Origin of the sequence: Ruminococcus sp. OM04-4AA (assembly GCF_003462585.1) — a bacterium.
In the GTDB taxonomy this organism is placed as follows: domain Bacteria; phylum Bacillota; class Clostridia; order Lachnospirales; family Lachnospiraceae; genus Mediterraneibacter; species Mediterraneibacter faecis.
In genome coordinates this window covers 31615-57574 of sequence record NZ_QTZH01000012.1, presented here as the reverse complement: position 1 = coordinate 57574, position 25960 = coordinate 31615, and the positions used below count along the sequence as shown (strand labels likewise).

The 25960-nt window shown below is 43.1% G+C and carries 21 protein-coding genes, 1 tRNA gene, 2 pseudogenes and 1 riboswitch; of the genes and pseudogenes, 10 read left to right on the top strand and 14 right to left on the bottom strand.

Annotated features, from left to right (window positions below):
* Positions 1–2: 2 nt before the first annotated feature.
* The 4 genes and pseudogenes from dpaL (at position 3) to arcC (ending at position 4993) form a co-directional block, all read left to right on the top strand.
* Positions 3–1207, top strand: a pseudogene (gene dpaL, locus DXB52_RS05715) (diaminopropionate ammonia-lyase).
* A 71-nt stretch (positions 1208–1278) separates the two neighbouring features.
* A pseudogene (locus DXB52_RS05710) lies at positions 1279–2588 on the top strand (YgeY family selenium metabolism-linked hydrolase).
* A 146-nt stretch (positions 2589–2734) separates the two neighbouring features.
* The gene (gene ygeW, locus DXB52_RS05705; protein ID WP_117498195.1) at positions 2735–3931 is read left to right on the top strand and encodes a knotted carbamoyltransferase YgeW; all 1197 of its coding nucleotides are present in this window, start codon (positions 2735–2737) and stop codon (positions 3929–3931) included.
* Between the two features lie 117 nt (positions 3932–4048).
* On the top strand, positions 4049–4993 hold the full coding sequence (gene arcC / locus DXB52_RS05700; protein ID WP_020436837.1) for a carbamate kinase: 945 nt from the start codon (positions 4049–4051) through the stop codon (positions 4991–4993).
* Positions 4994–5107: 114 nt separating this feature from the next.
* Here arcC and DXB52_RS05695 read toward each other — a convergent pair whose 3' ends face one another.
* The 6 genes from DXB52_RS05695 to DXB52_RS05670 form a co-directional block, all read right to left on the bottom strand.
* Entirely contained in the window at positions 5108–6382 is a 1275-nt protein-coding gene (locus DXB52_RS05695) for an amidohydrolase family protein (protein ID WP_118106715.1), read from the bottom strand.
* 55 nt (positions 6383–6437) lie between these two features.
* Positions 6438–7412: an XdhC family protein gene (locus tag DXB52_RS05690; RefSeq protein WP_118106714.1), complete on the bottom strand. Its 975-nt coding sequence runs from the start codon at positions 7410–7412 to the stop codon at positions 6438–6440.
* Between the two features lie 22 nt (positions 7413–7434).
* Entirely contained in the window at positions 7435–8451 is a 1017-nt protein-coding gene (locus DXB52_RS05685; protein ID WP_118106713.1) for a molybdopterin-binding protein, read from the bottom strand.
* A 165-nt stretch (positions 8452–8616) separates the two neighbouring features.
* Positions 8617–10533: an NAD(+) synthase gene (locus DXB52_RS05680; protein ID WP_118106712.1), complete on the bottom strand. Its 1917-nt coding sequence runs from the start codon at positions 10531–10533 to the stop codon at positions 8617–8619.
* Between the two features lie 59 nt (positions 10534–10592).
* A complete protein-coding gene (gene hslO, locus DXB52_RS05675; protein ID WP_117861685.1) occupies positions 10593–11468 on the bottom strand; it encodes an Hsp33 family molecular chaperone HslO in 876 nt (291 codons plus the stop codon).
* 47 nt (positions 11469–11515) lie between these two features.
* Positions 11516–12274: a class I SAM-dependent DNA methyltransferase gene (locus tag DXB52_RS05670; protein ID WP_118106723.1), complete on the bottom strand. Its 759-nt coding sequence runs from the start codon at positions 12272–12274 to the stop codon at positions 11516–11518.
* Between the two features lie 544 nt (positions 12275–12818).
* Between DXB52_RS05670 and DXB52_RS05665 the strand changes: the two genes are divergently transcribed.
* The 4 genes from DXB52_RS05665 (at position 12819) to mgtE (ending at position 17297) form a co-directional block, all read left to right on the top strand.
* Positions 12819–14723, top strand: coding sequence for an OPT family oligopeptide transporter (locus DXB52_RS05665; RefSeq protein ID WP_118106722.1), 1905 nt, complete (start codon positions 12819–12821; stop codon positions 14721–14723).
* A 4-nt stretch (positions 14724–14727) separates the two neighbouring features.
* Positions 14728–15081, top strand: coding sequence for a PqqD family protein (locus tag DXB52_RS05660; RefSeq protein WP_118106711.1), 354 nt, complete (start codon positions 14728–14730; stop codon positions 15079–15081).
* On the top strand, positions 15078–15440 hold the full coding sequence (locus DXB52_RS05655; protein WP_181966582.1) for a hypothetical protein: 363 nt from the start codon (positions 15078–15080) through the stop codon (positions 15438–15440). Before DXB52_RS05660 ends, DXB52_RS05655 begins: the two co-directional genes overlap by 4 nt.
* A gap of 176 nt (positions 15441–15616) precedes the next feature.
* A riboswitch (M-box (ykoK) riboswitch) is annotated at positions 15617–15809 on the top strand.
* 156 nt (positions 15810–15965) lie between these two features.
* Positions 15966–17297, top strand: coding sequence for a magnesium transporter (mgtE, locus tag DXB52_RS05650; RefSeq protein WP_015529472.1), 1332 nt, complete (start codon positions 15966–15968; stop codon positions 17295–17297).
* 89 nt (positions 17298–17386) lie between these two features.
* Here mgtE and ilvN read toward each other — a convergent pair whose 3' ends face one another.
* The 8 genes from ilvN to DXB52_RS05610 all read right to left on the bottom strand — a co-directional run bounded on the left by ilvN (position 17387) and on the right by DXB52_RS05610 (position 25214).
* On the bottom strand, positions 17387–17884 hold the full coding sequence (gene ilvN / locus DXB52_RS05645) for an acetolactate synthase small subunit (RefSeq protein WP_330580631.1): 498 nt from the start codon (positions 17882–17884) through the stop codon (positions 17387–17389).
* A gap of 51 nt (positions 17885–17935) precedes the next feature.
* A complete protein-coding gene (gene ilvB / locus DXB52_RS05640; RefSeq protein ID WP_117541944.1) occupies positions 17936–19654 on the bottom strand; it encodes a biosynthetic-type acetolactate synthase large subunit in 1719 nt (572 codons plus the stop codon).
* Positions 19655–19909: 255 nt separating this feature from the next.
* Entirely contained in the window at positions 19910–20734 is an 825-nt protein-coding gene (locus DXB52_RS05635) for a metal ABC transporter permease (RefSeq protein WP_117579360.1), read from the bottom strand.
* The gene (locus DXB52_RS05630) at positions 20727–21437 is read right to left on the bottom strand and encodes a metal ABC transporter ATP-binding protein (protein WP_118106710.1); all 711 of its coding nucleotides are present in this window, start codon (positions 21435–21437) and stop codon (positions 20727–20729) included. Before DXB52_RS05630 ends, DXB52_RS05635 begins: the two co-directional genes overlap by 8 nt.
* On the bottom strand, positions 21437–22513 hold the full coding sequence (locus DXB52_RS05625) for a metal ABC transporter substrate-binding protein (protein WP_118106709.1): 1077 nt from the start codon (positions 22511–22513) through the stop codon (positions 21437–21439). The genes DXB52_RS05630 and DXB52_RS05625 overlap by 1 nt, the downstream gene beginning before the upstream one ends.
* A gap of 52 nt (positions 22514–22565) precedes the next feature.
* On the bottom strand, positions 22566–23054 hold the full coding sequence (locus DXB52_RS05620; RefSeq protein ID WP_117579363.1) for a dihydrofolate reductase: 489 nt from the start codon (positions 23052–23054) through the stop codon (positions 22566–22568).
* A 12-nt stretch (positions 23055–23066) separates the two neighbouring features.
* A complete protein-coding gene (gene thyA / locus DXB52_RS05615; protein ID WP_118106708.1) occupies positions 23067–23915 on the bottom strand; it encodes a thymidylate synthase in 849 nt (282 codons plus the stop codon).
* Positions 23916–23936: 21 nt separating this feature from the next.
* Entirely contained in the window at positions 23937–25214 is a 1278-nt protein-coding gene (locus DXB52_RS05610) for a homoserine dehydrogenase (RefSeq protein ID WP_117836581.1), read from the bottom strand.
* Between the two features lie 247 nt (positions 25215–25461).
* On the opposite strand from DXB52_RS05610, the gene DXB52_RS05605 reads away from it, so the two are divergent.
* Together DXB52_RS05605 and DXB52_RS05600 are read left to right on the top strand one after the other, a co-directional pair.
* Positions 25462–25534 (top strand) — tRNA-Gly (locus DXB52_RS05605).
* A 130-nt stretch (positions 25535–25664) separates the two neighbouring features.
* On the top strand, positions 25665–25943 hold the full coding sequence (locus DXB52_RS05600; RefSeq protein WP_015529464.1) for a type II toxin-antitoxin system HicB family antitoxin: 279 nt from the start codon (positions 25665–25667) through the stop codon (positions 25941–25943).
* Positions 25944–25960: the final 17 nt, after the last annotated feature.

The window sequence follows — 25960 nt, the reverse complement described above, 5'->3', positions numbered from 1 at the left end:
TAATGGAAACTATCAAATGGGCAGTAAACGAAATGCCAAAAACAGATGACTCTCAGCTTCAGGTAATGTCACTTGAGAATGTAGCGAAAGCTCGCGCATTCCATGAGAGCTTCCCGCAGTACAGTGTTACACCACTTGTAAAACTGGATCACATGGCTGCATACCTTGGACTGAAAGAGGTCTATGTAAAAGATGAGTCTTATCGTTTCGGACTGAACGCATTTAAAGTACTCGGCGGATCTTTCGCAATGGCTCGCTACATTGCAAAGCAGACAGGAAAGGATGTTTCAGAACTTCCTTACAACGTTCTTACATCTGACGAACTGCGTAAAGAATTCGGACAGGCTACTTTCTTCACTGCAACAGATGGTAACCACGGACGTGGTGTTGCATGGGCAGCGAACAAGCTGGACAGAAATCCGTAGTACTTATGCCGAAGGGATCCACTCAGACAAGACTGAACAACATCCTGAAAGAAGGAGCGAAAGCTACAATCGAAGAGGAAAACTACGACGAATGTGTTCGTATGGCTAACGCTATGGCAGAGAAGACAGAGAACGGCGTAATGGTTCAGGATACAGCCTGGGACGGATATGAAGAGATTCCGGCATGGATCATGCAGGGATACGGAACAATGGCTAACGAGGCTGATGATCAGCTTCACGAAGCTGGATGTGAGCGTCCGACACATGTATTTATTCAGGCTGGTGTTGGTTCACTTGCCGGAGCAGTTCAGGGATTCTTCGCTAACCGCTATCCGGAAAATCCACCGAAAGTTGTTGTTGTTGAAGCTGCGCCTGCTGCATGTCTTTACAAAGGAGCATGTGCTAAGGACGGAGCTATCCGCATCGTAGACGGAGACATGGTTACAATCATGGCTGGTCTTGCCTGTGGAGAGCCGAACACAATTTCATGGGATATTCTGAAAAACCACGTTGATACATTTATCGCAACACCTGACTGGGTTGCTGCCAAAGGTATGCGTATGCTTGCTGCACCTTTCAAAGGTGATCAGCCTGTTACTTCCGGAGAATCCGGAGCCGCACCGTTTGGAACACTTGCGTGCATCATGACAATGGATGAGTACAAACCGCTCAGAGAGCACCTCGGATTGGATGAGAACTCAAAAGTACTTCTCTTCTCTACTGAGGGAGACACTGATCCGGATAGATACAAATCAATTGTCTGGGACGGAAATGAGAGATAATCATTTCTCGCAATACAATAAGAAGAAACTGTAACACCAAAACAAGATTTTATTTCAAAAGGAGAAGAACAATGGATCTTAACAAAATCAAAGAGTATGCAAAAGGCTATGAGAAAGACATGACTGCTTTCCTTCGTGCTATCGTAAAAAATCCGGGAGAAAGCTGTGATGAGAAAGCTCACGTAGAGACAATCGCTGCTGAGATGAAGAAAGTTGGATTTGACGAAGTTGTCATCGACCACAGGGAAATGTTATGGGATTCATGGGAACTGGCGACAAGATCATCGCATTTGACGCACATATCGATACAGTAGGTATCGGTAACATCGATAACTGGAAATTCGATCCATACGATGGATACGAGACAGAGACAGAGATCGGTGGACGTGGAGTATCTGACCAGTGTGGCGGTATCGTATCTGGTGTATACGGAGCAAAGATCATGAAAGATCTCGGACTCATTCCAGAAGGATACAAAGTAATGGTTGTTGGTACAGTTCAGGAAGAAGACTGTGACGGACTTTGCTGGCAGTACATCATCAACGAAGACAAGATTCGTCCGGAGTTCGTAGTTTCTACAGAGCCTACAGACGGTGGTATCTACCGTGGACAGAGAGGACGTATGGAAATCCGTATCGATGTTAAGGGAGTTTCCTGTCACGGTTCTGCTCCAGAGCGTGGAGACAACGCGATCTACAAGATGGCTGACATTCTTCAGGATGTTCGTGCTCTTAACGAGAACGATGACGCTGACGAGACAGAGATCAAAGGTCTTGTTAAAATGCTTAACCCGAAATTCAACCCTGACTACGAAGAGGCTCGTTTCCTTGGACGTGGAACAGTTACAACATCTCAGATTTTCTACACATCACCAAGCCGTTGTGCAGTAGCAGATTCCTGTGCTGTATCTCTTGACCGTCGTATGACATTCGGAGAGACATGGGAGAGCTGCTTAGATGAGATCCGTAACCTGCCAAGCGTTAAGAAATACGGTGATGACGTTGTTGTTTCTATGTACAACTATGATCGTCCGTCCTACACAGGATGTGTATACGAGATCGAGTGCTACTTCCCAACATGGGCTATTCCGAAGGATCACAAAGTAACTAAGGCTCTTGAGAAAGCTTACACAGGACTTTACGGAGATCAGAGAATCGGTGCTGCTGACACACTTGAGATGCGTCAGGCTCGTCCTCTGACAGATAAGTGGACATTCTCTACAAACGGTGTTTCTATCATGGGTAGAAACGGAATCCCATGTATCGGATTCGGACCTGGAGCTGAGGCTCAGGCTCACGCACCAAACGAGATGACATGGAAACAGGATCTCGTAACATGTGCTGCAGTATACGCTGCACTTCCACTGTCTTACGCTGAGTAATTCAGTATTTGCTAACGCATTTGCGTGTGATCACGCAACCAATTCATTGAACCTATGGCGTTCTGACCGGATAATTTCCGGCCGGAACTGCCTTGGCTAATAAACCTAAAAACAAATAATTCATTTTAATCAGGAGGATTTTAAAGATGGACGCAAAATTACAGGGATATATTGACAAACTGAACGCACTCAACTTCAAAGAGATGTACAATGGTGACTTCTTCCTTACATGGGAGAAAACAGACGACGAGATCGAGGCTGTATTTACAGTAGCTGATGCTCTTCGTTACATGAGAGAGAACAACATTTCCACAAAGGTATTCGAGAGCGGACTTGGAATTTCTCTGTTCCGTGACAATTCCACACGTACACGTTTCTCTTTCGCTTCTGCTTGTAACCTTCTTGGTCTTGAGGTTCAGGATCTTGACGAAGGAAAATCTCAGGTTGCTCATGGTGAGACAGTTCGTGAGACAGCTAACATGATCTCCTTCATGGCTGATGTTATCGGTATCCGTGATGATATGTACATCGGAAAAGGTAACAAATACATGCACGAAGTTGTTGACGCTGTAACAGAAGGAAACAAGGACGGAATTCTTGAGCAGAAACCTACACTTGTAAACCTTCAGTGTGACATTGACCACCCAACACAGGCTATGGCTGATATGCTTCACATCATCCATGAGTTCGGCGGAGTTGAGAACCTGAAAGGCAAAAAACTTGCTATGACATGGGCTTACTCACCATCTTACGGAAAACCACTTTCTGTTCCACAGGGAATCATCGGTCTGATGACACGTTTCGGAATGGACGTTGTTCTTGCTCATCCAGAAGGATACGAAGTATTCGAGGATGTTGAGAAAGTTGCTGAAGAGAACGCTAAGAAATCAGGCGGATCCTTCAAGAAGACTAACAACATGGCTGAAGCATTCAAAGATGCTGATATCGTATATCCAAAGAGCTGGGCTCCATTTGCAGCTATGGAAAAACGTACAGAGCTTTACGGAAACGGAGATACAGAAGGTATCAAAGCTCTTGAGAAAGAACTTCTTGCTCAGAATGCAGAGCACAAAGACTGGGCTTGTACAGAAGAGCTCATGGCTACAACAAAAGACGGAAAAGCTCTTTACATGCACTGTCTGCCAGCTGACATCTCAGGCGTAAGCTGTGAAGAAGGTGAAGTTGACGCTTCCGTATTCGATCGTTACAGAGATCCACTTTACAAAGAAGCCAGCTTCAAACCATACATCATCGCAGCTATGATCTTCCTTGCTAAATTCGAGAACCCACAGGAAATCCTGAAGAAACTCGAAGAGAGAGGAATGTCCAGAATTTTTGAGTAAGTTTAAATTTCTCAGACAAAAATAGTTTCACAGTTACCTTAATTAGTAACTTATTGTACAGGCCTGAATCTTTCAGACCTGTACAATACCTTTACAGTAAATACGGAGGATCCTAAAATGGAAAAGAAAAAACGTATTGTCATTGCCCTCGGCGGAAATGCCCTTGGCAATACTCTTCCTGAGCAGATGGCTGCTGTTAAGATTACAGCACGCGCGATCGTAGACCTGATTCAGGAAGGCTGCGAAGTAGTCGTAGCACACGGAAATGGTCCTCAGGTTGGTATGATCAACAACGCTATGATCGCATTAACACATGAGGATGAGAAACAGCCAAACACACCACTTTCTGTATGTGTTGCAATGAGCCAGGCTTACATCGGATATGACCTGCAGAATGCCCTGAGAGAAGAATTGTTCAACAGAGGAATCCATGATATTCCGGTTGCTACAATGATCACTCAGGTTCGTGTAGATGCTGATGATCCGGCTTTCGAGACACCATCCAAGCCAATCGGTAAATTCCTTTCTAAGGAAGAAGCTGATGTTATGGCTGAGAAATATGATTATATCATGAAAGAAGATGCAGGACGCGGATACCGCCGTGTTGTAGCATCTCCAAAACCGCAGGAGATCGTTGAGATCGGTACAATCCGTACAATGGTTGACTCCGGTGACCTTGTAATTGCCTGTGGCGGCGGTGGAATCCCGGTTATGCGCCAGGGCAACCACCTCAAAGGTGCAAGTGCAGTTATTGATAAAGACTTTGCAAGTGCTCTCCTTGCCAAAGAGCTCGACGCAGACTTCCTCATCATCTTAACTGCTGTAGAAAAAGTTGCACTGAACTACGGAAAGCCGGATGAAAAATGGCTTGATGATGTGACAGTTGAAGAAGCAAAACAATATGTAGAAGAAGGACATTTCGCTCCTGGTTCTATGCTTCCTAAGGTACAGGCAGCTCTTGACTTTGCTGAGTCCAAACCTGGAAGACAGTCACTGATCACACTGCTTGAGAAAGCAAAAGATGGAATTCTTGGTGAGACTGGAACAAGAATCCACCTGTAAAACAGAAAAATCAGATTATTGAATAAGTCAATTACTTAAAACTCCTAAAATAGAAAATGAAAAAACCTCAGGGAACGGTGCTGCAACACCCGAACCTGAGTTTTTTCATGTGTTTTATATGATTTTATTTCCTCTGACGTATTTTGCTTTCACTTCTCTCTCATCAGCAAGATAAATCATTTTTTCCAAACGATCTTTCACACTCATCTGACGGGAGGATTCAAGTCTGCTGTCATCTAATACAACAGCATCGAATTCATATCCTTCTTCAAAACTTCCGACTTTTCCGAAGAAGGATCCGCCACCCTTAGTTGCCATATAGAATGCTTCTTCTGACTTCAATGCCGGATATTTCTGATCGACAAGTCTCCAGCGCATCTTTGACATCTGAATTGCATGTGCCATTGCCCGGAAAAGATTCTCTGTCGAGCCTCCTGCGACATCACTTCCAAGTCCTACAGAAAGTCCTTCTTCCAGATAACGTTTTACTGGTGCAATTCCGGAAGAAAGATTCTCATTTGATTCCGGACAATGTGCTACATACACACCGTTCTCTTTCATTCTCTGGATTTCTTCTTCCGTACTGTATACGCAATGCGCCATAACCGTCGGTGCATCTGCTCCAAACAGACCAAAATGATCATATGCATCTCCATAAAACTCTGCATACGGACAAAGTTCTTTTACCCATTCGATCTCTGATAAATTCTCTGATAAATGTGACTGCACCGGAATCTGGTAACGCATCTGAACCATCTTCAGCATATCCAGAAGCTCATCTGTACAGCTCGGAATAAAACGAGGTGTCAGGATCGGCAGCGTATTCTTATACTTTTTATGCTGCACATCTTTCATCCACTCAACTGTCTCTTCTGCAGACTCTTGTGTACCTTCACGAAGTTCATCCGGTGAATTTCTGTCCATATTCACTTTTCCGACCATCGTGACCAGACCGCTTCTTTCCAGATGATCCATCAGAACAAGTGTCGATCTTCTATGAATTGTCCCAAAGACGCATGCTCTTGTTGTTGAACTATGTTTCAAGTTCTTGGCAAACTTCGCATACGCCTCATTCGCATACAATACATCCTTGTATTTTGCTTCCTCCGGAAATGTATTCGTCTCCAGCCACTCCAGAAGTTCCAGATCCATCCCTGTACCGCGGAATGTATACTGCGGTGCATGTATATGCAGATCTGTCATTCCCGGAATAATCAGACAATCTCCATGATCCTCAATTGGTTCCCCTCCAAGTCGGAATGGAAGTGTCTGATAGATTCCTTCTACTTTTCCATCTTTACACACAAGATAACCGTGTTCGCATATCTCAAATTCATCTTTCGTCTTTGTATAGATAATATTTCCTTTTAAAATTTTGATATCATCCATCTTTCTTATTCTCCACTCTCAATTACTACTATCATTTTAACTTTTTTCAAAGCGCCTATTTTACCCTTTCGAGCATGACTTCAACAACGCCGCCACAAACCATACCTTCATCCTCGGCTGCCTCTGCTGTCATGTCTACCTTGCATACCTGGAATCCTTCCTGCTCCGTACGGATCATGAGGAGTGCTTTCTGAATAATCTCACTTTCCACACATCCTCCACCAATTGTATCGATGATCCTTCCATCTCCGCATACAAGCATCTTTGTTCCTACGCCACGTGGTGCAGAACCTTTTCTGGAAATAATTGTCGCAAGCACTTTTCCACACTCATCTTCTTTCAGAATTTCTTCAAGAAGTTCACTGGAATATCCACCGCTCTTTGCACGACTGTTTTTAATCTGAATGATTTCTGCCATAATAGATACCGCGATCTCTTCCGGTGTCTCGGCAGCAATCTTCAACCCAATCGGCGTATGGACTGCTTCAAGCACATCTCTCTCAAACCCTTCTGCCTCCAGCTGGTCTTTTACGATTGCAGTTCTTCTCTTACTTCCCATCATTCCAACATAAGCTCTTGGCTTTCCAAGGATTGTTCTGAGACAATCTGTGTCATATCTGTGACCTCTTGTAACAATAACAAACCATGTATCTGTATCTCCTTTGATCTTTGCAAGACCATCTTCAAATGGTTCGCAATAGACCTGGTCAGCCTCTGCTCTTCTCGCATCATCGGCAAATTTCGGACGGTCTTCTACCACCGTAACATGGAATCCAAGCATCTTTCCCATGCGAATGATTGGCATAGATACATGCCCTGCCCCACAGATCACCAGCTTCGCCGGACGGCTGATACGCTCCTGGAAAATACGTTCACCTCTTTCATCTACAAAAACACTGTCTGTATCCTTCGGTTCACCTTTTAACAGAATTTTCTTTCCTGCTTCAGCACCATCAATCCGAGTCTGTGCCCAAAGCTCTTCTTTTGCATCTGCAAGCTCAGCCTGCAGATTTACATAAAATGAATTCATTCCCCAATTCTCCTTCATCTTATTATTTTCCAAATCCACAATTCGGATAAGTACATACTTCGCAGTTCAGGCAAAGTCCGCCTTCTCCAAGCACTGTGAAATCTTCTACACTTAATCTCTCGCCTGCTGCAATTCTCGGAAGCACCAGATCAAAGATTGTTCTTCTTGCATACATTACGCATCCCGGAAGACCTGCAACCGGAATCTCTCCTTTATAAGCCAGCATGAACATTGCACCCGGAAGTACCGGCGCACCGTAAGTGATTACCTCATCTGTTGCATTTCTGATAGACAACGGTGTTCTGTCATCCGGATCAACGCTCATTCCGCCTGTACAGACAACGAACTCGGCACCTTTTCCGATCCAGTCATTGATTGCATCTGTAACCATCTGTGAATCATCATCACAAAGTACGTTTCCAAGCACTTCCATACCCGCTTCTTCTAATTTCGCTTTTACGACCGGAGTAAATTTATCTGTGATCCTTCCATGATAAACTTCACTTCCTGTTGTCACGATTCCGACTTTCATCTGATGAAACGGAAGAATTGTGAAGATCGGCTCTTCCCCACAGAGCTCTCTCACATGATTCATCTTCTCTTCCTCGATCACAAGCGGAACAACACGCATTCCAACAATCTTATCCCCCTTTTTCACCGGAAAATTTCCGTGTCTGGATGCAAGCACGATCTGGCCAAGTGCATTTACTTCATTTAATTTCTCGCGATTGATCTTCAGAAGGCCATCGCACTGTGCAGTCAGTTCGATCTTTCCTTCCTTTGCCTCGGATGCATTCATATGCTCTCCCTGGCAGACCTGGCACAGCACTTCTGCCGCATCATTCTCATGAAGCATTCCTTCCTGTTTCTCCCACACATAGAGATGTTCTTTTCCTACGGAAAGCAGTACCGGTACATCTTCTTCTGTCACTACGTGTCCTTTGCGGAAGACCGCGTCTTTCACGACTCCCGGAATGATCTGGGTAATGTCGTGACAAAGCACACTGCCGACCGCATCCTCTGTTCTGATTAGTTGCATCTTATCCTCTCCTTTTCTTTCCCCAAGTTTGCGCGGAATGCATGTTTCCTGCATCCCGCAATTTTTATTTACGCGAGCAACGAGCCAAAGTCCGTGCTTGCACGAGACCTTGGCGACTGCCGCGATAACTTGAGAAACTCGCGGAGCGTGTTTCTCATAGTTTTCTTATACTCTGCAAGCCTCAAGATCTTTCATCCATACCGCCACGCAGGCATCACTTGGCATTCTCCAGTCCCCTCTAGGAGAAAGTGCCACAGTACCAACCTTCGGTCCATCCGGCAGACAGGAACGCTTGAACTGCTGAGAGAAAAATCTTCTACAAAATGTTTCCAGCCATTTAAAAATGGTCTCTTTGTCATATTCACCATCAAATGTCATACATGCAATACGGAAGATCTTGCTCGGCTCATATCCAAAACGAAGCATAAAGTACAGGAAGAAATCATGCAGTTCGTAAGGTCCTACAAGATCTTCTGTCTTCTGTGCAATATCTCCGTCCTTCGGAGGCAGCAACTCCGGACTTACCGGTGTGTCAAGTACATCGTAAAGTACATTCTTAAGAGCTTCGTCTGTTGTATCATCCGCAGCATATTTTACAAGATGGCGAACCAGTGTCTTCGGTACAGAAGCATTCACTCCGTACATGGACATATGGTCTCCATTATAGGTCGCCCATCCAAGTGCAAGTTCTGACAGATCACCTGTTCCAATGACCATTCCCCAAGTCTTGTTTGCGATATCCATCAGTACCTGTGTACGCTCTCTTGCCTGACAGTTTTCATAAGTTACACTGTGATCTTCCGGATCATGTCCGATGTCACGGAAATGAACATTCACGGCATCTGCGATCGGAACCTCGATCAAAGTTGCTCCGACTTTCTTCGACATCTCACAGGCATTCTGATAAGTTCTGTCTGTTGTGCCAAAACAAGGCATCGTCACAGCGATGATATCCTTCTTATCTCTTCCAAGCATGTCAAATGCGCGTGCCGTTACAAGCAATGCAAGTGTAGAATCCAGACCTCCGGAAATACCGACAACAGCAGTTCGTGCATTCGTATGAGCCAGACGTTTCTTCAGCCCCATTGCCTGGATCGTCAGGATCTCCTCACAGCGCTGTGCGCGGGTCTGTTCATCAGATGGAACAAACGGCTTCTTCGGAAATGTTCTTGTCAAGAATGTCTTTGTCTCTTCAATTGTAAACGGAACACGTACCAGAGTCTCTTCATCCAAAGGCTGGAATGTTGTATTCTTTCTTCTCTCGCCTATGATTCTCTGAAGATCGATCTCTGAGTAAATGATTTCATTTACATATCTACTGCTTTCTTTCAGGATTGTACCATTTTCAGCAATAATATTGTGTCCGCCAAAAACAAGATCTGTCGTAGATTCACCTTCTCCTGCATTCGCATAAATGTATCCGGAGATCAGTCTTGCAGACTGTCCGGAGATCAATGCACGACGGTATGTATCTTTTCCGATCGTCTCATCACTTGCGGAACAGTTGACGATCACTGTTGCACCTTCGAGTGCCGCCTGAATACTCGGTGGAATCGGTGACCAGACATCCTCGCAGATCTCCGCTGCAACCACAAGTTCTTCCATTCCTTTTGCCTGAAACAGAATCTGCGGACCAAACGGAATCTTCTTTCCTTCAAATGTAATCTCTCTCACTGTCTGTGGTCCCGGAGTAAACTGACGCATCTCATAAAACTCACCATAGTTTGGCAGAAATGTCTTCGTTGTAAATCCAAGGATCTCGCCCTGATTCATCGCCGCAGCTACATTGTAGAGCTTTCCGTTCACTTCGAGTGGCGCTCCGACAAATACAAGCATATCTTTATCGCTTGTATTCTCTGCAATCTCAAGCAATGCTTTTCTGGACGCTTTCAGAAGGACACTGTGGTCAAACAGATCACTACACGTATATCCTGTCACACAAAGTTCCGGAAACACAAGAATCTTTGCGCCATTCTTCTGCGCCTCTTCCATAACATTGATGATATTCTGTGTATTAAATTCCACATCTGCAACACGGATATCCGGTGTCGCTGCCGCAACCTTCACAAATCCATTTTTCATCTCATCTTCACCCCATCTTCTATATTTATATGATGTCAGGGCAAAAGCCCCGGCAATACTTATCGAGCCTGTTTTAACAATTCTTTCAATTCATCTACTGAATACTTATATGCTGTATTACAGAAATGACACTTCACTTCAATCTCTTTGCCTTCATCGATCATTTCCTGAATCTCTTTCTTTCCGATACTGATGATTGCTTTCTCAATTCTCTTCTTAGAGCAGTTGCAATAGAACTGTGCCAGCATTGTATCTGTAATTTCTAGATCAAGTCCTTCAAGAACCTGCTCAAGCATCTGCTCCGGTGTATGTCCGTTATCCAGCATGGATGTTACAGACTGGATCTTCTGAATGTTTGCTTCCAGCTTATTAAGCACTTCATCCTCGATAAAAGGCATTACCTGAACGATAAATCCACCGGCACATTTTACAGTATTATCTTTGTTCATCAGAACTCCAAGTCCAACAGAAGACGGTACCTGTTCAGATGTTGCGAAATAGTAAGTAAGATCCTCTGCGATCTCTCCTGTCTGCAGAATTGTCTGCCCTGAATATGGCTCCTTGAGTCCCATGTCTTTGATAATCGTCATGACACCCTGTCCAAGTGCTCCACCGACATCAAGCTTTCCATTCTTCGCCGGAAGCATCACATCCGGGTTAAATACGTATCCTTTTACATTTCCCTTGCTGTCTGCTGTCACAGTCAGGCCTTCGATCTGACCGGAACACTGAATCTGAATCGTCAGCATATCTGTATCATTCTTCATCATGCTTCCCATCATCACTCCGCCTGTAAGGAGTCGTCCCAGCGCCGCTGTAGCTACCGGACTTGTTCCGTGATGCTCTCTTGCCTCCTCAACCAGGTTTGTTGTCACTGCTGCAAATGCACGGATCTGTGCATTTCCTGCTGTTGCTCTTACAATATAATCATTCATGTCTTATTCTCCTCGTCTTTCTTATCTATTCAAGAATTGTATCCAATTTATTTTCCGGATTCTCTCGCAACGATATAGATTCTCTCGCTCTTCTCTGTCGGTTTCTCGTGTGTAACTGCGTCATATGCCGCCTCAAAAACAAGCCCTGAACATTCTACCAGTTCTTTCATCTCTTCTAAAGTATACCCTCTCTGGTAATGTGTCTCCTGATATCTCCGATACAAATCTTCACTTCCGTCTTCCTGAATGAACAGAGTCAGATCATACTCATTGATCCTTTCTTCTTCATAATAGAAGTTATCCCAGATAAAACTACATTCACCTCTGTCTTCCGCGATCACCGTATCTCCCATAACTTCTTTATATTTATATACAGTATTAAAATCAAACAAAAAGACACCCTTTGGATCTAGATAATTATTCACCAGACGGAATACTTCTTCTAGTTCCTCCGGTTCTGTAATATAGTTGACCGAATCACAGACACTGACAATCGCCCTTACTGTTCCATATAATTCGAACTCACGCATATCCTGGAGCAGATAAAGAATATCCTTTCCTGACTCCATTCTTTTCTCCATCGCAAGTTCGAGCATATCTTCTGAATTATCCACACCGATCATGTCATATCCATAATCCGCCAGCTTCTCCGTCATCGTACCTGTACCGCAGCCTAGATCCAATAGAATCCCATCTTCTATTCCACGTTCTTTCAAGAGACTGTGAATATATTTCCCCCACTCTTCGTAAGGTATATTATCCATGAAAATGTCGTAGACCGCCGCAAACCCTGTATAAGCTTCCAACTGTTTACCTCCGTTCTTTCCTATTACTACATAATCCATTTTATTCTACCACATTTTTTTCTTCTTGACATCATACATTTCTATATTCGTGTGTGTTTCTCCATTTCTTGTTATCATGAGTAAAACTCTTTTTTATATCAAGAATTCTGAAATTTCTTCTCATTTTCAGTTCTATTAGGTCCTAAAATCTACCATTTTTTATGAAATTTTTATATTTGTAACATATTTCCATAACATTTTTGCGTTTTATTCTTCCTTTTAGCACCTAAAATCTACCATTTTTTATGAAATTTTTATATTTGTAACATATTTCCATAACATTTTTGCGTTTTATTCTTCCTTTTAGCACTTTAATATGCTATAATCATAAAGCTGTGAACATATTTCCATAACATTTTTGCGTTTTATTCTTCCTTTTAGCACTTTAATATGCTATAATCATAAAGCTGTGTTAATAAAAAATTTTTATATTAACAAAAGGCGCCGCTATCTGTTGTGGGGACAGCAGGATAGTATAGAAAACAAAAGAAAGGACATTGAAAAAATGGACAACAACAAGAAAGAATTCAAGCCGTATATTCCAGCGGACAAAGTCGTTCCTGAGTTTACGGTGACAGCACTCTTGATTGGTATCCTTCTGGCAATCGTATTTGGAGCTGCTAACGCATACCTCGGACTTCTCGTTGGTATGACAGTTTCCGCTTCCATCCCGGCAGCCGTAATTTCTATGGGAATCATTCGTGTGATTCTCCGTAAGGATTCTATTCTCGAGAACAACATGGTACAGACAATCGGTTCTGCCGGAGAGTCTGTTGCTGCAGGAGCTATCTTCACACTTCCTGCATTATTCCTTTGGGCTGAAGAAGGAAAGATTGCTTTCCCAAGCATCCTTTCCATCGCTCTGATTGCCCTGTTTGGTGGAATACTCGGAGTATGCTTCATGGTACCACTTCGTCAGGCTCTTATCGTTGAGGAGCACGGAACACTTCCTTTCCCGGAAGGAACTGCTTGTGCAGAAGTTCTTCTGGCCGGAGAAGAAGGTGGATCTAAGGCTGGTACAGTATTCGCAGGACTTGGTATCGCAGCCGTTTACAAATTCCTTGCAGACGGAACGCAGCTCTTCCCAAGTGAGATTGGACACGCATTCAAGAACTACAGCGGAGCACAGATTGGTATGCAGGTTCTTCCGGCACTTGGTGGTGTAGGATATATCTGTGGACCGAAGATCTCCAGCTACATGTTCGCCGGTGGTACACTCAGCTGGTTCGTACTTATGCCAATGATCGCACTGTTCGGTGGAGATGCTACAATCTTCCCTGCATCAGTTACAGTCAATGAATTGCTCACTATGCCAGGTGGTGGTCCGTCCGCTCTGTGGAGTAACTACATCAAATACATCGGAGCAGGAGCTGTTGCAACTGGTGGTATCATCAGTCTGATTAAGAGCCTTCCTCTGATCGTAAGAACATTTAAGCAGGCCATTGGAAGTATGAAAAAGAATGCAGGATCTGGAAAACAGCTTCGTACAGAGCAGGATCTTCCATTCCCATTACTGATCGGAGTTATCCTTGTGATCGCTGTTCTGATCTGGATTCTTCCGATCTTCCCGGTTAACCTGGTTGGTGCCCTGATCATCGTTGTATTCGGATTCTTCTTTGCAACTGTATCTTCTCGTATGGTTGGACTGATCGGATCTTCTAACAACCCGGTATCAGGTATGACAATCGCTACTCTTCTCTTTGCTACAGTAATCCTGAAAGTAACAGGTACTACAGGACTTACAGGCATGGTTGGAGCCATCTCTATCGGTGGTATCATCTGTATCGTTGCAGCAATCGCAGGAGATGCTTCTCAGGACTTAAAGACAGGATTCATCGTAGGTGCTACACCTTCCAAACAGCAGGTTGGTGAGATCATCGGTGTTGTTGCTTCTTCAGCAGCAATCGGATTCGTTCTTTACCTTCTGAATGAAGCTTGGGGATACGGAACAGAAAAGATTCCGGCAGCTCAGGCTACAATGATGAAGATGCTCGTTGAAGGTATCATGAATGAGGAACTTCCATGGGCTATGATCCTGATCGGTGTATTTATTGCAATCGTTGTTGAGATCCTCAAGATGCCGGTTATGCCATTCGCAGTTGGTATGTACCTTCCATTCTCTCTGAGTGCTGGTATCATGGCTGGTGGTATTGTACGTATCTTCGTTGAGAAGAAAAAAGGTACAGAGGCAGAGAAAAAAGCACGTATAGACAGAGGTCTTCTCTTTACATCCGGTATGATCGCCGGAGAAGGTATCATCGGTATCCTTCTTGCTGTATTTGCAGTAGTTAAGATTGATTCTAAGATCATTCTGCCATTCCACTTACCACAGGTTGGCAGTCTGGTGCTTTACATTGCATTACTCGTACTTCTGTACGTTGTATGTATGAAAGCTGATAAGGAAAAATAATTCAATGAAAAAGAAAGACAGTAAAAACTATCTTGACTTTATCCCGGAGAAGAATCCGGAAATTGAATATGAAACAGGTGAGGACGGTATTATTACCGTCCTTATCGAATGGAAGGGATTTTATCACAAGCTGGCTCAGCGCTTCTTCCGTCGTCCCCGTGTAAGTGAAATCAAGTTAGACAAGCTTGGAACTTTTGTGTGGAACTCCATCAATGATAAAAAGGATGTACATGCAATCTCCAAAGAGCTTGAAGCAGAATTTCCTTCTATGGAACAGCCGCTGACAAGACTGATCAAATACCTTGAGATCCTTCATGATAATCACCTGATCTACTGGAAAGGAGAGAAACGGAAATGATGCATACGATTCTGAAATATCTTCCTTATGTACTTCTCTTTGCAGTTGCTACAATGATCGTCTACGGATGGGGATTGTGGCGTACGATGAGACAGGGAAGCGATCTTGCTAATATGCTCAGTTCCAAAGGAATCTCCAAAGTCAAAAAGACATTGAAGAAAAATGGTCCTATGACCCGCACAGCTCTTGAACCATATGTGAAAGATCTGACAGCGCGACAGCCATTTATGCAAGAACAAATCAATGTGACTGATCCAAGACAATTTCTTGATTCAATTCTTCCCTATATGGTAAAGCAAAAAATGATCACTGAGGAAAAAGTGAATGGGAAAATTGTATATCAGATCCGCAAGGATTGAAAACAAAAAGGATATCTGCCAGAAGTAATGATTACTCTGACAGATATCCTTTTTGTCTTTTCATCTTTTTCCACTTTTTTCTTTCTTTTTACACCAATTTACACAGATTATCGCATTTTTCCTTGACACGCCCCGCTGCGTGGGATACAATAATCTATGGTAAAAACAACACAACTACATCATTTCGGTAGGTGAGGTTACCACAGGGATTGGGATATTTGACATGCTTAAGCATTCGATAGGACCCGGAGATTGCTGCCGCGAGATTGTGGAGACACGATTAGTTGGTCAGCAGGCTGTGTCGAGAAGGCACAACCTAATGCAATTGATATGCCCTGTGATACTAAAGCTTGAACGATGCATTTTATAAGAAGTCAATACGACTCCGTCATTGTTCAGGCAATGATGGAGTTTTTTGTTTCTCATAAAATACGAACAAGGGAGGTGAGGTTATGGACTCTGGTGCCAGTAGTTACCACATATGTGGCTCAATAGACAAAAATAAAATAATGCGAGGTAATTATCATGGACAAAGATATTTTTATAAAGCTTCTGGCGCAGCGCGAATTCAAAGCTGTCAGAAGTATTCTCGATGTAATGAACGAAGTGGACATAGCCTCTCTTCTCTCAACTTTAAGTGATAAAGAACTGGCTCTTGCTTTTCGTCTTATTCCAAAAGATAAAGCTGCTGAAGTATTTTCCAATATGGACACTTCCATGCAGACTTATCTGGTAACAATGTTTACTGAGAAAGAGCTGAAAGAGCTCTTAGACGACCTCTATATGGACGATACGGTCGATATGCTGGAAGAACTCCCGGCAAATCTTGTAAAGCGAATTCTGGCTACCGTCAGCGCGTCAGACCGTAGCATGATCAACCAGCTGCTGAACTATCCGGAAGACAGTGCCGGAAGTATCATGACAACGGAATATGTAGACCTGCGTGAGGAAATGACTGTCGGACAGGCGATGGCACATATCAAGAAGACCGGAATCCATAAAGAGACCATTTACACCTGCTATATCACAGAACGAAGAAAACTGGTCGGTATCGTAAGTGCAAAAGATTTGATGACAACAGATGACAATGTTCCGATCAAAGACCTGATGGAGACAGAGATCATCTCCGTGTATACACACGCTGACCAGGAACAGGTTGCACAGCTGTTCACAAAGTATGACCTGCTTGCGCTCCCTGTTATTGACCAGGACGGTCGCATGGTTGGTATTGTTACATTCGACGATGCTATGGATGTTATGGTAGATGAGGCCACAGAGGATATCACAAAGATGGCTGCCATCAACCCTAGTGAGAAGACATATTTTGAAACATCCGTTCTTCAGCATGCAAAGAACCGTATCCCATGGCTTTTGATCTTGATGTTCACTTCCATCATCACAGGAACGATCATTACAAGATATGAAAATGCATTCGCAGCCATCCCTCTTCTTGTATCCTTCATCCCAATGCTGATGGATACCGGTGGAAACTGTGGTTCCCAGAGCGCAACACTGATCATCCGTGGAATCGCACTGGATGAGATCCGTTTTACAGATCTTTTCAAAGTCATGTTCAAAGAATTCCGTATCTCTTTGATCGTCGGTGCTTTTCTTGCTGTTGCCAACGGCGTACGTATCTTTATACAGTATCACAATCCAGGACTTGCAGTTGTGATTGCCTGCTCCCTGATGGGAACCGTAATCATGGCAAAGCTGGTTGGATGTATCCTCCCACTTCTTGCCAAGAAAGTAAATCTCGACCCTGCGATCATGGCATCTCCACTGATCACAACACTGGTGGATACCTTCTCAATCCTGATTTACTTTAATATTGCAACAGTATTATTCCGTTTGTAATAGCAAATCACAAATGGATACAAAATCAAAAAACATATAAATAAAAATATCAGAAACTTTTAAATTTGCTTCTGATACTTTTTTATTAATTATCTTTCCATCATGCTGATCGACTCAATTCCAACGCTTCCGCCTCGGACAACTTCAATGCTCTTAAATTCTTCCTTCATCAACTTCACAACTGCATCATTCTTTGTCGCAGTCTGTACAAACTCAACCAGAAGACTATCTTTTCCGTAATCGATTACTTTCGCCTTAAATGTCTCTGCGATCTGAAAGATCTCAACCTTATCTTCCGGTGTACATTTTAAGACTTTTACATAAAGAATCTCTTTCATTCTTACAAATACGTCTGTAAAATCAATTACTTTAATTACTTCAATCATACGGTTAAGCTGCTTCTTGATCTGCTCAAATGTCTCATCATCGCTGACTGTTGCAATTGTCATTCTGGAAACGGTCGGGTCTTCTGTTGTTCCAACTGTCAGACTGTCCAGGTTATAACATTTCCCGGAAAATAAACCGGAAATCTTCGAAAGTACACCAACCTGGTTTTCTACATAGAGAGAAATCCATCTCTTTTTCATATTATTATCCATATCTCTTCCTCGCTAACCTATATTTTCTGTTCTAATCGATTAACAATCCATGATCAAATCTTCAAGTGTTCCGCCCGGCTGAACCATCGGATATACAAGTTCTTCCGGATTGATAACGAACTCGATCAGTGTCGGTGTCTTTGTATTCTTCTTCGCCTCTTCAAACGCAGCTGCGATATCTTCTTTCTTCATAACACGGATTCCTTTAGCTCCGTAGCTCTCTGCAAGCTTCACAAAATCCGGTGTGTACTCCGGCATCTCCTGCCCGTTTGTTCTGCGGAAAAGTGCTCCTGATTTCAGGTTCGTCATACTGTAACGTTTTCCATAGAACAGCTTCTGCCACTGACGTACCATACCAAGATATTCATTGTTAAATACACAGAGAATCAATGGAAGTTCTTCCAATACTGCTGTGGCAAATTCCTGAATGTTCATCTGCATACCACCGTCTCCGGAGATTGCAATAACGTCCTTATCCGGATTACCAAGCTTCGCTCCGATTGCAGCCGGGAAACCATATCCCATTGTTCCAAGTCCACCGGAAGTGATCAGCTGCTTATTCTTGGTGATCTCGATATACTGTGTTGTAAACATCTGATGCTGACCTACATCTGTTGCAATGATCGCGTTGTCAAACTGACGATTGATCTCTTCTATAATATCCTGTGGTCCCATATCCACGCGGTTCTTCATTGTCAGAGGATGTTCTTCCTTCCACTCTGCGATCTGCTTTCTCCACTTCTTCGTCTCGCAGTGCTCTACATATTCATTCATCTTTGTTACTGCCTCAAGCGCATCCGCAACAATCGGCACATCAACATGAATATTTCTTGAAATAGACGCTGTATCGATATCAATATGAACGATCTGTGCATTCGGTGCAAATTCATGCAGCTTACCTGTAATACGGTCATTAAAGCGTGTTCCGATCGAGAATAAAAGATCACATTCGCTGACCGCCATATTCGAAGCATATGCTCCGTGCATTCCAAGATTTCCTATATAAAGCGGGTGATCTGTCGGAACTGCTCCACGCCCCATGATCGTTGTAACAACCGGAACTTCCGTCTTCTCTACAACTTCTGTAAATATCTCATTCGCACGTGCAATATTCACACCACCTCCCGCAAGGAATAACGGCTTCTTTGCCTTTTTCAGCATCTTAAGCGCACGCTTCATCTGTCCCATATGCACGTTCGTATTCGGCTTATATCCGCGGATATTGACTGTATCCGGATAATCCGCACTTCCAAGCTCTGCCATCACATCCTTCGGAAGGTCGATCAATACCGGTCCAGGTCTTCCCGTTCTTGCAATATAAAAGGCTTCTTTAATGATTCTTCCAAGATCCTCTCTGTTTCGTACAATAACACCGTATTTCGTAATACTGCGTGTAATTCCTACAATATCAACCTCCTGGAATGCATCATTTCCGATCAGTGGTCTTGCTACCTGACCAGTAAAACATACAAGAGGTACACTGTCATAATTCGCTGTTGCAAGCCCTGTAACAAGGTTTGTAGCTCCCGGTCCGCTTGTAACAAGACAGACACCTACCTTCCCCGTTGTTCTGGCATAAGCATCCGCCTCATGAACCAGTGCCTGCTCATGTCTTGGCAGAATGATCCGAATATCATCCTGCTTGTACAATTCGTCACTGATATCAATCGTACATGCTCCCGGATAACCGAAAATGGTATCCACGCCTTCTTCCTTCAGCGCTCTTACAAGTAATTTGTTTCCTGAAATCTGTTTCAATCTATATACCTCCCTTTTCAAAAAAGAAAGCCCCAAGCATGACCTTCATGCCCAGGGCGAATATCCAGTATTTACCGTTCACAGTACCTGTATCAACAACCAGATCTATCCATGTCATCATCTGAATTCAGAGATAAGCCTCTGTACATCCACAAGCTGTGTACGACTCCCTGTCTTCGTATTTGCGTAAAGCGTAAATTAATTATAAGTGTTAAAAAATATCTTGTCAACGTCGAGTTCTTGATCTTATTTAATCTATCGCATATGATTTTTCACAACTCCGACTACTGTATACAGAACCATCATTACAAGATTGGCAAGAACAACACTGGCTCCCGCCGGGGTTGCCGCAACATATGAAAGAGTTACTCCTGCAATCAGACACACCACAGAGATTACTGCTGCGTTTATTATGACACTTTTAAATGTCCTGCACACTCTCATTGATGTCAATGCCGGGAAAATGATCAGGCTCGAGATCAATAATGCTCCCATCATACGCATTCCAAGCACGATCGTCACTGCTGTAAGTACAGCGATCAACGTATTGTAAACTCCTGCTTTTACACCTGTTGCACGGGCAAATGTCTCATCAAATGTAATTGCAAATATCTTGTGATAAAAAACAATAAACAGGATGAGTACAAAAACGGAAAGTACAAGACTTAACTTCACATCCTCCGCACTCATCGCAAGAATGCTTCCAAACATATAATTATATACATCCGTATTCATTCCTGTTGTCAATGAGATCACCATCACGCCAACTGCTAGTGACGTTGTAGAAATCAGTGCAATTGCCGCATCTCCTTTGATCTTTGCATTCCCGCTGATTCGAAGAAGCAGAATCGCTGCTACAATAACAACCGGGATTGCGATTGTAAGTGGAGCTGCGTTCATTGCGGCCGCGATCGCCATAGCGCCGAACCCTACATGAGAAAGTCCGTCACCGATCATCGAATAGCGTTTCAACACAAGACTGACTCCCAATAATGCAGAGCACAATGCGACCAATGATCCTACAAGAAATGCTCTTGTCATAAAAGGATAAGACAACATCTCAATCACTGTATTAAACATGTGTCTCACCTCCTAAGAATGTCTTGCCGGCACGACTCTTCTCGTATCCATCTGCTTTTCCAAAGTACAGCACTGTTTCCTGTAAATGAAGGATATGACTTGCATATTCTACAGCACTCTCGATATCATGCGAAACCATAACAACTGCAATCCCGGATTCCCTATTGATTCGACTGATCAATTGATAGAATTCTGCTGTCACAATTGGATCCAATCCTGTGACCGGTTCGTCAAGAAGCAAGAGTTTCTTGGTCGCACACAATGCTCTTGCAAGCAGAACACGCTGTCTTTGTCCACCGGACAGATCTCGGAAACATTGTTTTGCGAGATCACGGATTCCAAGCATGTCCATCTTCTCCCACGCCTGCTTCTTATCTTCTGCTGTATAAAACGGTTTCATCCCTCTGCTGTTCAACCGACCGGAAAGAACCACCTCATAAACACTGGCCGGAAAATCTTTCTTCACATCTGTCTGCTGTGGAAGATATCCGATCTCTGTCTGTTTTAATCCATCATCAAAAACAATCTTGCCTTTATCCACATTCTTCAGTCCCAAAAGACTCTTTACAAGTGTACTTTTTCCGGAACCATTTTCTCCGACAATACAGAGGTAGTCTCCCTGATTAATCTCAAAATCCAAGTCATGTACGACCATCTGTCCTTCATATCCAATGGATACATTTTCACATTTAATCAACGCCATCAGTTCAACACCTCCCTTAATGTTTCAACATTTTTCTCCATAAGACTCAGATATGTCTCTCCATCTGCAAACTGCTCTGCTGTCAGATTATGACAGCTATAAAATTCTTTCACATCAGCGTTTGTTGCTTCTGCAATAGCTTTCGCAATATTTTCGTTGCTAAGTTCCATTTTTAATACTGTTTTAATATTCTCATCCTGTACTTTATTGATTAAAAATGCCATTGTAGCTGCGCTTGGCTCTGTGTCCGAAGCACATCCTGAAAATGCTGCATAATAATCCAGACCATACGCTTCTGCAAAATAACGGAACGGAAATCTGTCTCCGAAAATCATCAGCTTTCGTTTTGACTGATCCACCACATCCTGAAATTCCTGATCCAATTCTTTCAATTGTGCTACATAAGCTTCTGCATTTTCTTCATAATCAGGTGCATTTTCCGAATCAATCTCGCAGAGCTCTTCTTTGATCTGCTCGACGATCTTCACCGCATTTAACGGAGATGTCCACACATGTTCATCAATTTCATGTACAGAATGTGTTTCTTCCTGTCCATGCTCTTCATGATCTGCTTCGTCCTCTTCATGCTCCACTTCGTGCTCTTCATGCTCCGCATCATCCTCGTCATGATCATGACCACGCTCTTCTTTCATTCCTTCCACATGTTCCTCTTCCACCGTGTCAACACAATCCACCAGCTTCAGAGTCTTTCTCCCGTTGTCCGGCATTGATTCAAGAATGTCTTCTACCCAGGCATCATTCTCGCCGCCCACATAGATAAACAGATCACTGTTCTGGATCGCAATAATATCCTGTGGCGTCGGCTCATAAGAATGTGTCTCCTCACCCGGTTTTAAAAGCATCTTAAGTTCCACATTCTCTCCCGCGATCTGACGCACAAAATCATACTGCGGAAAGATTGTCGCTACAACACTAATCTTTTCATTTTCTACTTTATTCTGTTCTTTTCCCCCGTTTTGCTCTGTCTGCTGCCCGGACATTCCACACCCGGTCAGCATCATTCCAAGAATAAGACTTCCTGCAAGCAGAAAGTCTCTTACTCTTCTCTTCTTCATCTTCAAATTCATCTTCTCACTTTTACGCTTTTACACTTTCACAGCATCTGTTTTAGCAGCGCTCATATTTTGTAAAAGCAAATTCCAGATCAAAACAAGTCTGTTCTTCTCCTTCTTCCGTCATCTTCCAATCTTCCATATGATCCAGATTCGGGAAATAAGTGTCTGCCTGGAATTCACGGTCTATCTTTGTTACATATACAGTATCACAATATGGAAGCATCATCTTGTAAATGCTCTCGCCACCGATCACATAAATCTTCTCACTCGGATACTTCTTCAATTCTTCTAAAAGTTCTTCCTCTGAGTGAACGATCACTGCATCTTTCACCTGATAATTTTTATTCTTCGTAAGAACAATATTCACTCTATTCTTCAAAGGAAGTCCGTTTGGGAAACTTTCCAGTGTCTTTCGTCCCATAACTACAACATTTCCTGTTGTTTTCTGGCGAAAGAACTTCATATCTGATGGAATGCTCACCAGCAGTCTGTTCTGGTAACCGATTCCCCAATTATTATCTGCTGCTACGATTGCCTGCATACTTCTTCTCCTTTACACAGCGATTGGTATATTCTTAATCTGCGGATGTGTCTCATATCCTTCCAGTTTCACATCATCCGGTGTGAAATCATAGAAGTCTTTCACTTCCGGGTTCAGCCAGAACTTCGGTGCCGGAAGCGGTTCTCTTGAGATCAGTTCCTCAATCATCGGAACATGTCGGTCATAAATATGTGCATCTGCGATCACATGAACAAACTCTCCGACCTTCATGTCACATACCTGTGCCAACATATGAAGCAATACCGCATACTGACACACATTCCAGTTATTTGCCGCAAGGACATCCTGAGAACGCTGGTTAAGAATTCCATTTAGTGTAAGCTTGTCACTGTCTTTTTCCTTTGTCACATTAAATGTCATACTATATGCACATGGATACAGATTCATCTCATGAAGATCCTGATGCACGTAAATATTTGTCATAATACGACGACTATACGGATTATTCTTCAAATCATAAATCACGCGGTCTACCTGATCCATTATGCCTTCTTTATACTGATGCTTCACCTGCATCTGATAACCATAGGCTTTTCCGATCGAACCATCCTCATCAGCCCAACTGTCCCAGATATGACTGTTCAGATCATTAATATTATTCGACTTCTTCTGCCAGATCCAGAGCATCTCATCCACACAGCTCTTGATCCCGGTTCTTCTAAGAGTCAGTGCCGGAAATTCCTTAGACAAGTCATAGCGGTTGACCACTCCAAATTTCTTAATGGTATATGCCGGTGTTCCGTCCTCCCATCTTGGGCGTACCTTCTCACCCTCTGTGCTTGTTCCATTCTCTATAATGTCTCTGCACATATCAATAAATACTTTATCTGCGTAACTCAACTATTTTTCTCCTTCTTCTGATTAATACTCGCGGATAATACTGCTCACTTCCAGAATGCTAGGCAGTGCCAGAAGCTCTTCCAGGGCGTGCTTCATATATTTCTCTTTCACACTCTCAGTTACAATAACAAGCTCTGCCTGCTGTGGCTGTGTATGTTCCTGAACAACTCTTGTGATACTAACCTTATGATTACCAAACACCTCTGCAACTGCTGCAAGAACACCTGGTTCATTTGTCACCTGCATACGGATAAAGAACTTATTCTTCACATCCCCGATGTCTTTTACCGGAAGGTTCTTATAACATGTACAGCTGATTCTTCCATTGCAGCCATATGCCATATTTCTCGCAACATCGATCACATCTCCCATAACTGCACTGGCTGTCGGGAACTCTCCTGCACCACGACCATAGAACATTGCATCATCTGCTGCATCTCCATGAACAAATACAGCATTGAAAGAATCTCTTACAGATGCAAGTGGGTGATCCTTATGGATCATCATTGGGTAAACACCTACTTCAATTCCACTCTCTGTGTTATGTGCTACACCAAGCAGTTTGATCACACTGTCAAATTCTTTCGCATACTCGATATCTTTCGCTGTGATCTTTGTGATTCCTTCTGTAAATACGTTAGGAAATACTACTCTGGAATGGAACGCGATCGAAGCCATGATCGCTACCTTACGTCCCGCATCAAGACCTTCTACATCTGATGTCGGGTCAGCCTCAGCAAATCCAAGCTCCTGAGCCTTCTCAAGTGCATCTGAGAAATCCATTCCTTCTTCTGTCATCTTTGTCAAAATGTAGTTTGTAGTACCATTCACGATACCGACAACTTCAGAGATGTCATTTACAGCCAGGCACTGCTTCATCGGACGAATGATCGGAATTGCTCCGGCAACTGCTGCCTCAAACAGGAAATCAACATGATGCTCCTCTGCTGTTGCAAGAAGTACATGTCCTTCCTCTGCAATCAGGTCCTTATTCGCAGAAACTACATTCTTACCGGCTCTGAGTGCCTCAAGGATCATCGTCTTCGCCGGCTCCATACCGCCCATAACTTCAATTACGATCTGAATCTCATCATCTTCAACAATATCGTTCCAATTATCTGTCAAAAGAGAAGCGTCTACACCCTCTCTCTTCTTATTTATATTGCGAACAAGAATCTTCTTCACTTCCATCTGAGCACCGATTGTCTTCTCCATCACATCAGCACGCTTCTGAATCAGTTTATAGACACCGGATCCTACTGTTCCAAGTCCGAGAATTGCTACCTTTACTGTTTTCATTATGGACACCTCTTTCATCTTTTATCCCTGTGTAATTTGTTCTTTTATTATAGAACAAAGATTTACAACATCCTTCTTTTCACATCTGTTGTTTTAAGTCACAGTAACCACAGTATAGCATGATTTTCTTTCACTAGGAAGTCTTAGACTTAATTTTTTCATTTTCTCTAATTTTTTTATTATTTTCTGTTGACATTTTAATGATCTTGTAGTAACATATCTATTGTTCGTCGGAACAATAAGTTATGCGACAGTGGCTCAGTTGGTAGAGTACAACCTTGCCAAGGTTGGGGTCGCGGGTTCGAACCCCGTCTGTCGCTCTGAAGCACTTAGATCTTTAAAGATTTAAGTGCTTTTTTCATATCTAAAACGTTCCCCTCTTGCCATTTTATTTTTTATCAACTATACTAAGTAACAGATTATGTTTTAGAAACCAGGAGGAATTATGAAATGAAATTTATATATCCAGCCGTATTCCGTAAGAAGGAAGATGGAGGCTATGACGCACATTTCCCGGATCTCGAATGCTGCGAGGCATCCGGAGAAACTTTGGACGACGCGATCGACAATGCAAACGAAGCTGCAAGAACATGGATCACTGTTGAATTAGAAGAAGAGGATCCAATCTTCCCACATGTATCTGATCTGGAAGATATTGAACTTGCTGAAGATGAGATTGTAAGGAATATTTCCGTAAATATCCGATTCTACGAAGGATGGGACGAATAAAAAGCTTTAAAAAGGAT